Source organism: Pseudomonas arabinosi (genome assembly GCF_047758675.1).
GTDB classification, from domain to species: domain Bacteria; phylum Pseudomonadota; class Gammaproteobacteria; order Pseudomonadales; family Pseudomonadaceae; genus Aquipseudomonas; species Aquipseudomonas arabinosi.
Genome location: NZ_CP180480.1, coordinates 2,158,623 through 2,173,105, shown reverse-complemented (window position 1 = coordinate 2,173,105; position 14,483 = coordinate 2,158,623). Strand labels below are relative to the sequence as shown.

At 56.9% G+C, this 14,483-nt stretch carries 12 protein-coding genes; 7 read left to right on the top strand and 5 right to left on the bottom strand.

The window, feature by feature from the left end; genetic code table 11:
- Nucleotides 1-157 precede the first annotated feature (157 nt).
- On the top strand, nucleotides 158-1,753 hold the full coding sequence (locus ACMXYJ_RS10160; protein WP_415759697.1) for a beta (1-6) glucans synthase: 1,596 nt from the start codon (nucleotides 158-160) through the stop codon (nucleotides 1,751-1,753).
- Between the two features lie 105 nt (nucleotides 1,754-1,858).
- Here ACMXYJ_RS10160 and ACMXYJ_RS10155 read toward each other — a convergent pair whose 3' ends face one another.
- Both ACMXYJ_RS10155 and ACMXYJ_RS10150 read right to left on the bottom strand, forming a co-directional pair.
- Nucleotides 1,859-4,570: an RHS repeat-associated core domain-containing protein gene (locus tag ACMXYJ_RS10155; RefSeq protein ID WP_415759696.1), complete on the bottom strand. Its 2,712-nt coding sequence runs from the start codon at nucleotides 4,568-4,570 to the stop codon at nucleotides 1,859-1,861.
- A gap of 108 nt (nucleotides 4,571-4,678) precedes the next feature.
- Nucleotides 4,679-5,047: a hypothetical protein gene (locus ACMXYJ_RS10150; protein WP_415759695.1), complete on the bottom strand. Its 369-nt coding sequence runs from the start codon at nucleotides 5,045-5,047 to the stop codon at nucleotides 4,679-4,681.
- A gap of 224 nt (nucleotides 5,048-5,271) precedes the next feature.
- Between ACMXYJ_RS10150 and ACMXYJ_RS10145 the strand changes: the two genes are divergently transcribed.
- Nucleotides 5,272-6,570, top strand: a complete 1,299-nt coding sequence (locus tag ACMXYJ_RS10145) for a serine/threonine protein kinase (protein WP_415759694.1) — start codon at nucleotides 5,272-5,274, stop codon at nucleotides 6,568-6,570.
- Nucleotides 6,563-7,351, top strand: coding sequence for an MlaA family lipoprotein (locus ACMXYJ_RS10140; RefSeq protein WP_415759693.1), 789 nt, complete (start codon nucleotides 6,563-6,565; stop codon nucleotides 7,349-7,351). Before ACMXYJ_RS10145 ends, ACMXYJ_RS10140 begins: the two co-directional genes overlap by 8 nt.
- Before the next feature lie 162 nt (nucleotides 7,352-7,513).
- On the opposite strand, the gene ACMXYJ_RS10135 is transcribed toward ACMXYJ_RS10140, so the two are convergent.
- The gene (locus ACMXYJ_RS10135; protein WP_415759692.1) at nucleotides 7,514-8,428 is read right to left on the bottom strand and encodes a DUF808 domain-containing protein; all 915 of its coding nucleotides are present in this window, start codon (nucleotides 8,426-8,428) and stop codon (nucleotides 7,514-7,516) included.
- A 134-nt stretch (nucleotides 8,429-8,562) separates the two neighbouring features.
- On the opposite strand from ACMXYJ_RS10135, the gene ACMXYJ_RS10130 reads away from it, so the two are divergent.
- Nucleotides 8,563-9,171, top strand: coding sequence for a TetR/AcrR family transcriptional regulator (locus tag ACMXYJ_RS10130; protein ID WP_046054318.1), 609 nt, complete (start codon nucleotides 8,563-8,565; stop codon nucleotides 9,169-9,171).
- Nucleotides 9,172-9,298: 127 nt separating this feature from the next.
- On the opposite strand, the gene ACMXYJ_RS10125 is transcribed toward ACMXYJ_RS10130, so the two are convergent.
- On the bottom strand, nucleotides 9,299-9,757 hold the full coding sequence (locus ACMXYJ_RS10125; RefSeq protein WP_415759691.1) for an REP-associated tyrosine transposase: 459 nt from the start codon (nucleotides 9,755-9,757) through the stop codon (nucleotides 9,299-9,301).
- Between the two features lie 198 nt (nucleotides 9,758-9,955).
- Complete coding sequence (locus ACMXYJ_RS10120; protein ID WP_046046337.1) at nucleotides 9,956-10,396, bottom strand: GlcG/HbpS family heme-binding protein; 441 nt, start codon at nucleotides 10,394-10,396, stop codon at nucleotides 9,956-9,958.
- A gap of 266 nt (nucleotides 10,397-10,662) precedes the next feature.
- On the opposite strand from ACMXYJ_RS10120, the gene gcl reads away from it, so the two are divergent.
- The 3 genes from gcl (at nucleotide 10,663) to ACMXYJ_RS10105 (ending at nucleotide 14,406) form a co-directional block, all read left to right on the top strand.
- Nucleotides 10,663-12,438: a glyoxylate carboligase gene (gcl, locus tag ACMXYJ_RS10115; RefSeq protein WP_415759690.1), complete on the top strand. Its 1,776-nt coding sequence runs from the start codon at nucleotides 10,663-10,665 to the stop codon at nucleotides 12,436-12,438.
- 137 nt (nucleotides 12,439-12,575) lie between these two features.
- Nucleotides 12,576-13,358 carry a hydroxypyruvate isomerase gene (hyi, locus tag ACMXYJ_RS10110; RefSeq protein WP_415759689.1) on the top strand — a complete coding sequence of 261 codons (783 nt, stop codon included), beginning with the start codon at nucleotides 12,576-12,578 and terminating at the stop codon, nucleotides 13,356-13,358.
- 154 nt (nucleotides 13,359-13,512) lie between these two features.
- The gene (locus ACMXYJ_RS10105; RefSeq protein WP_415759688.1) at nucleotides 13,513-14,406 is read left to right on the top strand and encodes a 2-hydroxy-3-oxopropionate reductase; all 894 of its coding nucleotides are present in this window, start codon (nucleotides 13,513-13,515) and stop codon (nucleotides 14,404-14,406) included.
- Nucleotides 14,407-14,483: the final 77 nt, after the last annotated feature.

The following is a 14,483-nucleotide window of genomic DNA, read 5'->3' as shown; positions in this document are numbered from 1 at the left end:
AATCAACCCCAAGACAATGGCGACCTTCTCTGCCAGCGACCTCAAGGCATCGAGAAACGACATCAGAACGCCATTAATCTAGACCACAGGAAGACCGCCGGCCAATCCGCCCAAACTTTGCATGTCAAAAGTATGCAGGCCACCAAGCACGCGGCAAATGAAGGTAACATGCGCGGCTTTGCTCCCAGACGGCCTGACCATGCCCGCGACATCACGCTTTCCTTTTTTTGCTTATCTGTTCGCCTGCCTGCTGGGGCTTTTTGCCCTTGGTGGTTTCTGGTACGGCCTTGGTAAACCGGTGCTGCTGCCGGACGTGGCCAGCGCGACGCACAAGCTGCAATGCGCCTCCTACACCCCGTTCGACAAGGACCAATCGCCGTTCGATCAGCCGTTCAAGCTGCGCCCCGAGCGCATGGACGCCGACCTCGCGCTGCTGGCCAAAAGCTTCGAATGTATCCGCACCTATTCCATGACCGGCCTCGAGGCTCTGCCCGACCTGGCGCGCAAGCACGGGCTGAAGCTGATGATCGGCGCCTGGGTCAACAGCAACCCGGTGGACACTGCCAAGGAAGTCGACCTGCTGATCGCCTCGGCCAACGCCAACGCGGACGTGGTGACCTCGGTGATCGTCGGCAACGAAACCCTGTTGCGCAAGGAAATCACCGGTGCGCAGTTGGCCAAGCTCATTGATAAAGTCAAAAGCCAGGTCAAGCAGCCTGTCACTTACGCCGACGTCTGGGAGTTCTGGCTCAAGCACCCGGAAATCGCCCCGGCGGTGGATTTCCTGACCATCCATTTGTTGCCGTACTGGGAAGATGACCCGTCGAATATCGATGCCGCCCTGCAGCATGTGGCCGAAGTACGTCAGGTGTTCGGCAACAAGTTCGCACCCAAGGACGTGATGATTGGCGAAACCGGCTGGCCCAGCGAAGGCCGTCAGCGTGAAACCGCCCTGCCGAGCAGGGTCAATGAAGCCAAGTTCATTCGCGCTTTTGTCATCATGGCGGAGCAGCAAGGCTGGCATTACAACCTGATCGAAGCCTTCGACCAGCCGTGGAAACGCGCCAGCGAAGGTGCGGTCGGTGGTTACTGGGGGCTGTTCGATGCCGATCGCCAGGACAAGGGCGTGCTCGCCGGTCCAGTGTCGAACGTACCGTACTGGTCGCAGTGGCTGGCGGTCGGTGGCTTGATCTTCCTTGGCACGCTGATCCTCGGCGGCCGTGTGCGCAGCACTCGCGCAGCATTGGTTCTACCGCTGCTGGGTGCGCTGGCCGCTTGCTCGATTGGCGCCTGGGGCGACCTGGCCCGCGTCACCACGCGGTTTACCAGTGAATGGTTGTGGGTCGCTTTGCTGACGGCGTTGAACGTGTTGGTGCTGGCCCATGCGGCACTGACCCTGAGCGCTCGCACTGGCTGGCGTGAACGGGCGTTCAATGCGCTGGAACGTCGGGCGGGCTGGTTGCTCGCTGTAGCCGGGTTTGCCGCTGCGGTGACGATGCTGGAGCTGGTGTTCGATCCGCGTTATCGCAGCTTCCCGAGTGTTGCATTCATCCTGCCGGCGCTGGTCTACCTGTGCCGCCCGGTGAGCGTGCCGCGTCGGGAGATTGCCCTGCTGACCTTCATCATCGGTGCTGGCATTGCGCCGCAGCTTTATCGTGAAGGGTTGCAGAATCAGCAAGCCTGGGGTTGGGCGCTGGTGAGTGTGTTGATGGTTGCAGCGTTGTGGCGCAGTTTGCGGGTTCGCAAGGGCTGATCTGTAGCACGATGCACAAATCCTGCTCTCCGGGCTGGAGAGCAGGAACCGCGCGATGTCGTACTACACCAACTCGACACCGCCCCAACTAGCAAACGACCGCAATTAATGTTTGCTCACCTGTGAACGACGCGGCACAGTGACCTTACTGTACGTTTTTTTGGGATGGTAAGCCTTCCAGGCTGGCAGGTTAAAAAACTCGGACTGCGGCACCTCTCGATCCGCCACAAAAAACCTCACATTATTCTTTACTTCCGGCGTTTCTTTTCGTCTGTACACATACCTGATTTCAGAAGCAGTAACACTGGTACCAGCACCAGGTTTTTTCGAAACAATATCACCCAGCGTTCCCATCAAACTATCAATAGCGAAGAGTACCTTTTTGTTACGCTCAAAAATCTGAAACTCCAACCCCGCTTTACTCGAACGCCGCCACATCGGAACGTTTATCTCGAAAAAATTCCCTGTTCCTTTTTCATCTTTTTGAAAATACCTGTTAGTCATTGCGAATTCCTTGTAGGCAACTCCACGCGCTGCATCCACTAACTCCGCCTCTATTTGTTCGCCCGTATTGTATATTCCTGCCGTGACGGTCGGGCCAAATGCTGCATCGGTTAGATCATTCTGCTTCAACACATTCCGTTTCTTCAACCATAACAACCTGGGAATGCCTTCCTTCCAAAATGGCACCATTGAAAACTCTTTGAACCCTACTTTGTCCAAAGCTTGCAGTGCGAAGTCCCGAGGCTCACGTAACCCAAACAAAATATCTCCGCTTTCAAAAGCAGATACCAGACTGGCGTAATCGTTTTGACTGACATTATTAATATTCGTATTATTAAGCCCTACCTTATCAAAAAATGTGACAGGGCTATTGCCAACCATACAATACAAATTCAAGCCATCTACTACACCCGCGGGATCCGGACTCAGCCATCGATTCCACCAAGGAACGTAATATCTCAAACCGTAATAATATAATCCGGTCGCATCCAGTTCCTTACCTGAATAGCGCATAGTCTTGTCATTCGCCTTAGCTCTATCGCTTCCCGCCCACCACGCCGTACAGCCGTAAGAATAAAAGACCTCTTCATTTATAAGCATTCCTACATCATCAAGCTCCAGGTTGCATGAGCCTATTTGGTCTGTTAACGCATAACGGTAATTGACAGTGCTGGTACCTCGCCGCTGATCTATCCGGTGCAGCACACGGACATCGCACAGCTCTGTTTGCACATTAATAACATGCAGTACTTTCTCATTATCAGTCCGGATTTCCAGTCCTCGCAAATAACGAACTTCATGGCTACGCACAGAGCGACTGGCCAGAGTCGTGCGAATTTTTCGCTGCCTCTGTCCAGCATGGTCATAAATGTAGTTTTCGGCATCGTTTGGCAAGTCAATGCGTACTACCTGCTCGACTCGCTGTAGCTGATTCCGCTCGTCCCAAGACAGGGCCTGTCCGGGCAGCAATAGCCGTTTATTACCATTAGGGTCATACCCCGCAGCAATCTCAGCCTCCGTAGGCAAATCTCCATTATTTTTTTGCACGAGAGCACGATTACTGTATTTCGACACCCTCATACGCTGAGTGCGATTTCCAAGCGCAGCGCAATGGACCTGTTTGATCAGATTCCCACTACAATCGTAGCTAAAGGTCTCAGTGTATTTTTCCAGTTGCCCCGGATCCGCTGGCGATTGGAACTCAGGTAAATACGGGCCTACGCTGCCACCGACCATTTGCCAGCCAGTGGCGCGAATCAATTGATAAAGAGTGTCGTACCAGAATTTTCTAACTGGCTCAATCTTCTGGTTACGGAAGTAGCGAACCGGCAGCGCTTTATCCTCAATAGACACGATATTACCGACGAGGTCATAGCGGTAAATCAGATGCTGCAGAAGTGGATGTCCCGAGAGCTGCGACTTCAACTCTTCCAATCTTCCATCAACGGGAGAACGAAGGGCAGAGCAAATGAGTCCATTGGCAAATGTTTGCTGCTCAACTTTGTTGAACGCGCTGTACCGGATGTTGGTTATCAGGTCTTTTACTGGTCCATCTGCCCCTATTTTCACTTTTATTCCGGCGACCTGTCCGTCAACCGTGTAATTAAAAATCTGGATATTACTCTCGGCATCGGTTTGGCAGAGCAACTGGGATGTCGCGCTGTAACGAGAAAAAGTAGTGGCGCCACTCCCTTCTTCACGAAGAACATCACGATCAGCCTCTTGAGGTGGCCAATCCGGTTGCTCCATGCTATCGAGAAAATGCCGGGTACTCTCAAGCAGTTCGCCCTTCAACGAAAATGAACCAAAAAACATCGTCCCGGCACTATCATCGTGACGGATCAATTCTCCGCATTGATTTCGTTCTACAAACGGTGCGCCGTTGCCGCCGTAGGAGAAATAAGCACTGACCCGTTCCTCTTCACCACTCACCCACACAGATTCTTTGATCGGACGAATGAGGTCATCGTATTCAATATGGGTACGTGTGAGCTTACTGTCCCAACTATAACAGTGCTGGCCGGCAGGACCTGGCAAATGCAAGCGATAACCGGCGTCAACGCTATCGGTAAGTAGTTCCTCTCCCGAGAGATTGAATACCGTTCTGAGGTTTGCCGATATATTGGGTTCTGTTCCGAGAAGTTCGAACAAACGAGGGTCATACCGCTTAGTTGCACGCCCAGCGCCATCATAGGCCTGATGAGTGACGCGACTTTCGAGAGGAATCAGGACAGTCTCTCGGTAATAGGCCACGGTTCGCACCGTCAGTGCACGAGGGTCAATAACCGTCAACGTGGGAGTACGAGCGTGCATTGGTAGTTTCTCCTGACAGGATCAACGCTTTTCAGCAGCAACGCGGCTATTTGGACCCGTACTGTCGAAAGCGTCAACTGTCAGAAATAACAGGTAACGCAGCAAAATTTAGCGAGTGGCGGCCTTTCTCACTAGACGCAAAGCAGCAATCACCACCGCAAAAACAGCCAAAGTCGTGTTGTACAACGCCAACGCCGGAAACCCGAACACCAGCGCCAGCACGGCCAACCACCACCCGGCCCGGCCCGGGAGCACAAAACCGATAACAGCTGCCGCCAATGCCGCGAAGCCCAATACGTTGAAGTGAATCATCAGGCCCAGGCTCGAACGAACCTGGCATTCCCAGCGGCTCGCTTCGTCCACGCAGATGCCGACCCATTGAGCATCCTCCATAAAGCCATAACGCGCGCCATAACTGGCGGCCAGCCATAACGGCAGGAGAACGAGCAGCAGAACCACAGGCAGACGACGGGACATGAAGCACTCCAATAAACGAAAACGGCGGCCAGCTTAATCCCCCGGCAGTGGTAAGCAAACGCGTGTGACAGATAATTGGTCACGAAATCGCTGCAAAGTGTATCGTCCAGCTACTATTACTTCGAAATTAGGCCTGATTGGTGCCGCCCCATGGCACTTTGGCGCAAACCCCGTGGTCATAGCCTGCGAACTTCATTCGGCACCTTTCTCTAAGGGATCTAGTCATGCTCCGTTCCTTGCGCTTCGCCGCCCTGTTTGGCGGCCTTATTTTGAGTGCGTCCGCACTGGCCGTCGATATCGACGCTGCCAGTTATGGCTACCCCTTGACCAACCCGTTCGAGGCGACCATCGCGACGACACCGCCGGACCTGCGTCCGGAGTTGCCGCTGGACGACGACATCAATCAGCAAACCCGCAGCGTCAGGTTACGCCCGGAGCGTGAGTTCGATTTGCCGGACAACTTCTGGCCGGTGAAGAAACTCACCTACCGCATCGCCACCCAGGATAAAGCCGCTCCGCTGATTTTCCTGATCGCCGGCACCGGCGCGCGCTATGACAGCAGCCATAACGAATACCTGAAGAAGCTCTACTACAAGGCCGGCTACCACGTGGTGCAATTGTCGTCGCCTACCAGCTTCGACTTCATGAGCGCCGCCTCACGTTTTGCAACGCCCGGCATCACCAAGGAAGACGCCGAAGACATGTACCGGGTGATGCAGGCCGTGCGAGCACAAAACCCGCATGTGGACGTTACCGATTACTACCTGACCGGCTACAGCCTGGGCGCCCTGGATGCGGCGTTCGTCGCGCACCTGGATGAAACCCGCCGCAGCTTCAACTTCAAGAAAGTCTTGCTGCTTAACCCGCCGGTCAACCTCTACACCTCGATTACCAACCTGGACAAACTGGTCCAGACCGAGGTCAAGGGCATCAACAACAGCACAACGTTCTATGAACTGGTGCTGAACAAACTGACCCGGTACTTCCAGCAGAAAGGCTACATCGACCTCAACGATGCCCTGCTCTACGACTTCCAGCAGTCCAAGCAGCACCTGAGCAACGAACAGATGGCCATGCTGATCGGTACTTCGTTCCGCTTCTCGGCTGCCGACATTGCCTTTACCTCGGACCTGATCAACCGTCGCGGTCTGATCACTCCACCGAAATACCCGATCACCGAAGGCACCACCCTCACGCCGTTCCTCAAACGCGCGCTGCAGTGCGACTTCGACTGCTACATCACCGAACAGGTCATTCCGATGTGGCGCGCCCGCACCGACGGCGGCAGCCTGCTGCAACTGATCGACCAGGTCAGTTTGTATGCACTCAAGGATTACCTGCACGACAGCCCGAAAATCGCCGTCATGCACAACGCCGACGACGTGATTCTCGGCCCTGGCGACCTTGGTTTCCTGCGCAAGACCTTTGGCGATCGCTTGACCGTTTATCCACTGGGCGGCCATTGCGGCAACCTTAATTACCGCGTCAACAGCGACGCCATGCTGGAGTTCTTCCGTGGCTAAATACCTCCTGCTTATCGCAGCGTTACTCTGTGCAGGCGTCGCCAATGCCGACAACAGCAAAGCCAACGCACCGGTTGTGATTGACAGTGACGGCTTCAAGGAGCCGCTGAGCAAACTCAAATTCAACCCGGGACTGGATCAGCGCGAGTTCGAACGTTCGACGCTCAATGCGCTGAACGTCTACGACCCGCTGGAAGAGTGGAACCGCCGCGTCTACCACTTCAACTACCGCTTCGACCAATGGGTGTTCCTGCCAGTGGTCGATGGCTATCGCTACATCACGCCGAGTTTCCTACGCACTGGCGTCAGCAACTTCTTCAACAACCTCGGTGATGTGCCGAACCTGTTGAACAGCCTGCTGCAGTTCAAAGGCCAGCGCTCGATGGAAATTACCGGGCGGCTGCTGCTCAACACCACCATTGGCATCGCCGGCCTGTGGGATCCGGCCACCGCCATGGGGCTGCCGCGCCAGAGCGAAGATTTCGGCCAGACACTGGGCTTCTACGGTGTACCGGGCGGCGCTTACTTCGTGCTGCCGATCCTCGGACCTTCCAACATCCGCGACACCGGCGGCCTGGCGGTCGATTTCACCGCAGAGTCGGCGATCAACTTCCTGAACGTTTCCGAGGTCAGCTCCAACCATCCTGAGGTCTGGCTGCTGCGCGGCGTCGACAAGCGTTACCAGAACAGCTTCCGCTATGGCCAGCTGAACTCGCCGTTCGAGTACGAGAAAGTGCGCTACGTGTACACCGAGTCGCGCAAGTTGCAGATCGCCGAGTAAAACATCGGCAACAAAAAAGGCCATTCGATGCGAATCGAATGGCCTTTTTCATGTCTGTCACAAATCAACTGTGGGAGCGAGCTTGCTCGCGATGAGGCCATAACATTCAACATCTATGCTGACTGACAGGCCGCTATCGCGAGCAAGCTCGCTCCCACAGGTTTAGCCTTTCACTGCTTTCCAGAGTTTGCCGGCAATCATCACACCCGCCAACACCACCGCCCCCGCCACAATCCCCGCCACCGCATTCAGCAACGTCGGCACGACAAACCCGGCACCGCCCGCCCCTGCGCTGACGCTTTCAATCCAGTGATGAACCACCGGCACGCCGTGGGTGAGAATTCCGCCACCCACCAGGAACATCGCCGCCGTGCCGATCACCGACAGGCTTTTCATCATGTACGGAGCCGCACGCAGGATCCCGCCACCGATGCTTTTGGCCATCTGCCCAGGCTTCTGAGTCAGCCACAGGCCGAGGTCGTCGAGTTTGACGATGCCGGCCACCAGGCCATACACGCCGATGGTCATGACGATGGCAATACCCGAGAGGACGATGACTTGCTGGGTCAGCGGAGCATCTGCCACGGTGCCGAGAGTGATGGCGATGATTTCTGCCGAGAGAATGAAGTCGGTGCGGATGGCACCTTTGATCTTGTCCTGCTCGAACGCCACCAGATCGACCGCCGGATTGGCCACGGCTTCGACCAGCTCTGCATGCTCGGCCTGGTCTTCAGCCTTGCTGTGCAGGAATTTATGGGCCAGTTTTTCGAAACCTTCGAAACACAGGTAAGCGCCGCCGATCATCAACAACGGTGTGACCAGCCAGGGAATGAACGCGCTGATGGCCAGGGCCGAGGGCACCAGGATCAGTTTGTTGAGAAACGAGCCCTTGGCCACCGCCCACACCACCGGGATTTCCCGCTCGGCGCGCACACCGGAAACCTGTTGGGCATTGAGCGCCAGATCGTCGCCGAGCACGCCGGCGGTCTTCTTGGCCGCCATTTTGGTCATCAACGCCACATCGTCGAGTACCGCGGCAATGTCGTCGATCAGCAACAGCAAACTGCTTCCTGCCATGAATCAGGCTTCCTTCTTGAATGAATGCCACGCAGCATAACGCGGCCGGGTGGCGTACGGGGCATTCTTGAGCGCCGCGCGAGGCCGGTGCTACCATGCGCAACCGCCAGAACAGGCAAGGAACCCCCTGGTTTATGAGCACCATCCGCGAGCGCAACAAAGAACTGATCCTGCGTGCCGCCAGTGAAGAATTTGCCGACAAGGGCTTCGCTGCGACCAAAACCAGTGACATCGCAGCCAAGGCGGGATTGCCCAAACCCAACGTCTATTACTATTTCAAATCCAAGGAAAACCTCTACCGCGAGGTCCTGGAAAGCATCATCGAACCGATTCTGCAGGCCTCGACACCGTTCAACGCCGACGGCGTGCCCAGCGAGGTGCTGAGCGGCTACATCCGCTCGAAAATCCGCATTTCCCGCGACCTGCCCTTCGCCTCCAAGGTGTTCGCCAGCGAAATCATGCACGGGGCGCCGCACCTGAGTGCCGATCTGGTTGAACGGCTTAACGGCCAGGCCAAGCACAACATCGACTGCATCCAGACCTGGATCGACCGCGGCCAGATCGCCCCGATAGACCCCAACCACCTGATGTTCAGCATCTGGGCCGCGACCCAGACCTATGCAGACTTCGACTGGCAGATTTCCGCGGTGACCGGAAAGGCCAAGCTCGATGAGGCCGACTATGAAGCGGCGGCGCAGACGATTATCCGGTTGGTGCTCAAGGGGTGTGAGCCTGATCGGTAGACCGCGGCGCCCCTATCGCCAGCAGGCTGGCTCCCACAGGGTTTGGTGTTGAATGCAAATTTAGTGATCACTGAAGATCCACTGTGGGAGCCAGCCTGCTGGCGATGGGGACGACTCGGTTTTTGGATCAAACCCAGATCGCATCCCACAGCTGATAGTCGCCAAGCCGCCCTGCCAATCCGGCCCGCAACGGGTTAGCCACAACATACCGGGCAACCTTTACCAAGTCCTCTTCACGAGGCAGTGCTCGATCATGAAAACCTCGCTGCCAAAGACTGGCCCTACGGCCGGCAGACAGATTCACTGCCTTGGTACTCAAAGACTTGGTCCTTTGCATCAGTCCGCAGAGCGACCCCCGCTGCAATTCGATCAGCCAATGAAAATGATCCGGCATGACGACCCAGGCCAGTGAGTTTGCACAACCTTGGTCCTGCGCAGCGCGAAATTGCGAGACGACTAATCTGCCCAAGGTGAAGTCCTTGAAAACAGGTACTCGGTCGAGTGTGTTTGTCGTTAAGAGATAGATGCGGTTTTGCTCGGTATAGCGGCCGATGCGCAGACGGTTTGAACCTGGTAAATCCGGCATTCCATTGCCCTTTTCATGATGAAATCAAAAAGAGCCTAGTCTTGTGATGACTAAAAGGCGGGGGCAGACTTTTGGCAGGATGTGTCTGGTAGAGCACCATCGCCAGCAGGCTGGCTCCCACAGTGGATCTCTGACACGCAGATAATCCCCTGTGGGAGCCAGCCTGCTGGCGATAGCGGTAGATCAATCACCCATTAATCAAGCAGTCACCCCCGCATCCGCCTGCAACCCCAGCGCCTCAATCGCATTGATCGCACATTGCTCATCAACATCGGAAAGATCCCCGCTGATACCCACCGCCCCCAGCACATTCCCTTCCTGATCCCGAATCAATACACCGCCCGGTGCCGGGACGACGCTGCCCTGCCCCAGACTGTTCAAAGCGGCGATAAACGCCGGTCGTTGTTGTGCGTCCAGCGCCAGCAGGCGTGAGCCTTTGCCCAGGGCGATGGCGCCCCAGGCTTTGCCGATGGCGATCTGCGGGCGCAGCAGGCTGGCGCCGTCTTCACGCTGCAGGGTGACCAAGTGTCCACCCGCATCCAGTACTGCGATGGTCAATGGAGCCGCCGAGATTGCACGCCCTGCGGAGATAGCCTGATTGGCCAGGTTGACTGCGACTTTCAAGGTTAAAGCGCTCATGGTGCCGTCCTCATTTTGTTATAGGGAAAGCTGTTGGACTGCGTTTTGTTCAGAAGTCCGATGCAACAAATAGAACACAATGAGTTATTTTTTTGTATACAATAATTTTCGAAAAGCGCCACATGCGACGAAAAGCCACAGTAGATTGGGCTTCCGACGAATGAAACGGCCGCTTGAGAAAATGGATTGACCTGCGCCGTCCGCCGTGAATACACTCTGCGCAAAGCAACTTGTATACAATTACAAAACGTAAGAGGCACAAAACCATGAGCAAAATGAGAGCAATCGAAGCCGCCGTTCTGGTGATGCGCCGTGAAGGGGTTGATACCGCTTTTGGCATCCCCGGCGCCGCGATCAACCCGCTGTACTCCGCCTTGCAGAAGGTCGGTGGCATCGATCACGTCCTTGCTCGCCACGTTGAAGGCGCCTCGCACATGGCCGAGGGCTACACCCGCACCAAGGCCGGCAACATCGGCGTGTGCATCGGCACTTCGGGACCTGCCGGTACCGACATGGTCACCGGGCTCTACAGCGCCTCGGCCGACTCGATCCCGATTCTTTGCATTACCGGCCAGGCACCCCGCGCCCGTATGCACAAGGAAGACTTCCAGGCTGTCGACATCACCTCGATCGTCAAGCCAGTGACCAAGTGGGCAACCACCGTCATGGAACCGGGCCAGGTGCCTTACGCGTTCCAGAAAGCCTTCTACGAAATGCGCTCCGGCCGTCCAGGCCCGGTGCTGATCGATCTGCCGTTTGACGTGCAGATGGCTGAAATCGAATTCGACATCGACGCCTACGAACCACTGCCGCTGGCCAAGCCAACCGCTAACCGCGTGCAAATCGAGAAGGCGCTGGCCATGCTCGATCAGGCCGAGCGTCCGTTGCTGGTGGCCGGTGGCGGCATCATCAATGCCGACGCCAGCGAGTTGCTGGTGGAATTCGCCGAGCTGACCGGTATTCCGGTAGTCCCGACCCTGATGGGCTGGGGCACCATTCCGGACGATCACCCACTGATGGTGGGCATGGTTGGCTTGCAGACTTCGCACCGCTACGGCAACGCGACCATGCTCAAATCCGACATGGTGCTGGGTATCGGTAACCGTTGGGCCAACCGTCATACCGGTTCGGTCGACGTGTACACCGAAGGCCGCAAGTTCATTCACGTCGACATTGAAGGCACTCAGATCGGCCGCGTGTTCACCCCGGACCTCGGTATCGTTTCCGACGCCGCTGCCGCGCTGACTGTGTTCATCGAAGTCGCTCGCGAATGGCAAGCCGCCGGCAAGCTGAAAAACCGCAGCGCCTGGCTGCAAGACTGCCAGCAACGCAAATCCAGCCTGCAGCGCAAGACTCACTTCGACAACGTGCCGGTCAAGCCGCAGCGGGTTTACGAAGAGATGAACCAGGTGTTCGGCAAGGACACGTGCTACGTCAGCACCATCGGTCTGTCGCAGATTGCCGGCGCGCAGTTCCTGCACGTCTACAAACCGCGTCACTGGATCAACTGCGGTCAGGCAGGTCCTCTGGGCTGGACCATTCCGGCAGCGCTGGGCGTGGTCAAGGCGGATCCGACCCGTAAAGTTGTGGCGCTGTCGGGCGACTATGACTTCCAGTTCATGATCGAAGAGTTGGCGGTGGGCGCGCAGTTCAAGCTGCCGTACATCCACGTGGTGGTGAACAACTCGTACCTGGGGCTGATCCGTCAGGCCCAGCGCGGTTTCGACATGGACTACTGCGTGCAGCTGTCCTTCGACAACCTGAACGCTCCGGAACTCAACGGTTACGGTGTCGACCACGTCGCGGTCGCCGAAGGCCTGGGCTGCAAGGCGCTGCGTGTGTTCGAACCGAGCCAGATCCAGCCTGCCCTGCGCCGAGCTCAGGAGCTGATCGAAGAGTTCAGGGTGCCGGTGATCGTCGAGATTATTCTGGAGCGTGTGACCAACATTTCCATGGGCACCGAGATCAACGCGGTCAACGAATTCGAAGACCTGGCGCTGGTCGGCAACGACGCGCCGACCGCGATTTCGATGCTCGATTAACTGCTGATCGTTCCCATTGTGGGAGCGAGCCTGCTCGCGAAGGCGGCTTCACATCCAACAAAGATGTTGGCTGACACACCGCTTTCGCGAGCAGGCTCGCTCCCACAAGGGACCTCACACATATACGGGAGACCACCATGCCGCGTTTCGCAGCCAACCTGTCCATGCTGTTCACCGAGCAGGATTTTCTTGCCCGTTTTGAAGCTGCCGCCAAGGCCGGCTTCAGTGGTGTCGAATACCTGTTCCCTTACGACTTCAGCTCCGCCGAGATCAAAGCCAAGCTCGATGCCAATGGCTTGACCCAGGTGCTGTTCAACCTGCCGGCCGGTGACTGGGCCAAGGGCGAACGTGGTATCGCGTGCCTGCCGGACCGGGTTGAAGAGTTCCGCGCCGGTGTCGACCTGGCGATTGCCTACGCGAAAGTGTTGGGCAACACCCAGGTCAACTGCCTGGCCGGTATTCGTCCACAAGGTGTGGACGATGCCACCGTGGAAAAGACCTTTGTCGCCAACCTCAAGTACGCGGCCGAAAAGCTGCAAGCGGTGGGCATCAAACTGGTGATGGAAGCGATCAACACCCGCGACATCCCGGGTTTCTACCTGAACAACACGGCGCAAGCCCTGTCGATTCGCGAACAGGTCGGCAGCGCCAACCTGTTCCTGCAATACGACATCTACCACATGCAAATCATGGAGGGCGACCTGGCCCGCACCATGGCTGCGCACCTGGGCGAGATCAACCACATCCAGTTGGCCGATAACCCTGGGCGCAACGAACCGGGCACCGGTGAAATCAACTACCGCTTCCTGTTCGAACACCTGGACCGCATCGGTTATCAGGGTTGGGTCGGTTGCGAATACAAGCCGCTGACCACCACTGAAGCAGGCCTGGGCTGGCTCAAAACCCATAACGCAATCTGACGCAGATCCCTGTGGGAGCGGGCTTGCTCGCGAATGCGGTGTGTCATTCATCATTCACGTCGACTGACACACCGCATTCGCGAGCAAGCCCGCTCCCACACAAAGCGCTCCCCCTATTTGCTTGCGAGCAACACAAAAACAAGAGGAATTTCTCATGGCTAAAATCGGATTTATCGGCACCGGCATCATGGGCCACCCAATGGCGTTGAACCTGCAGAAAGCCGGTCACAGCCTGTTCCTGTCGGCACACCACGATCCTGCACCTGCTGACCTGATTGCCGGTGGCGCCGTCGCCCTGGCGAACCCGAAAGAAGTCGCGCAAGAAGCCGAATTCATCATCGTCATGGTGCCGGATACCCCGCAGGTCGAAGACGTGCTGTTTCGCGCAGACGGCATTGCGGCCGGTGTAGGCAAAGGCAAAGTCGTGATCGACATGAGCTCGATCTCGCCAACCGCCACCAAAGCTTTCGCTGCCAAAATCAACGAAAAAGGCGCTCAGTACCTCGACGCGCCAGTGTCCGGCGGTGAAGTCGGCGCCAAGGCCGCGACCCTGAGCATCATGGTCGGCGGCGATGCCGATGCCTTCGAGCGCGTTCTGCCGCTGTTCCAGGCGATGGGCAAGAACATCACTTTGGTGGGCGGCAACGGCGACGGTCAAACCGCGAAAGTGGCGAACCAGATCATTGTGGCGCTGAACATCCAGGCCGTGGCCGAAGCCCTGCTGTTTGCTTCGAAAAACGGTGCCGATCCAGCCAAGGTCCGTGAAGCGCTGATGGGCGGTTTCGCATCTTCGAAGATCCTCGAAGTGCACGGCGAGCGCATGATCAAAGGCACTTTCGATCCAGGCTTCCGCATCAGCCTGCACCAGAAGGACCTGAACCTGGCCCTGGCCGGCGCGCGCGAGCTGGGCATCAACCTGCCGAACACCGCCAACACCCAGCAAGTGTTCAGCACCTGCGCGGCCATCGGCGGCAGCAACTGGGACCACTCGGCGCTGATCAAGGGCCTGGAACACATGGCGAATTTCTCGATTCGCGATAACAAGTAAGCCCTGCCTGAACCTGTGGGAGCTAGCCTGCTAGCGATGAAATCAACGCGGTGTGTCTGATAGACCTCAGCGCCTGA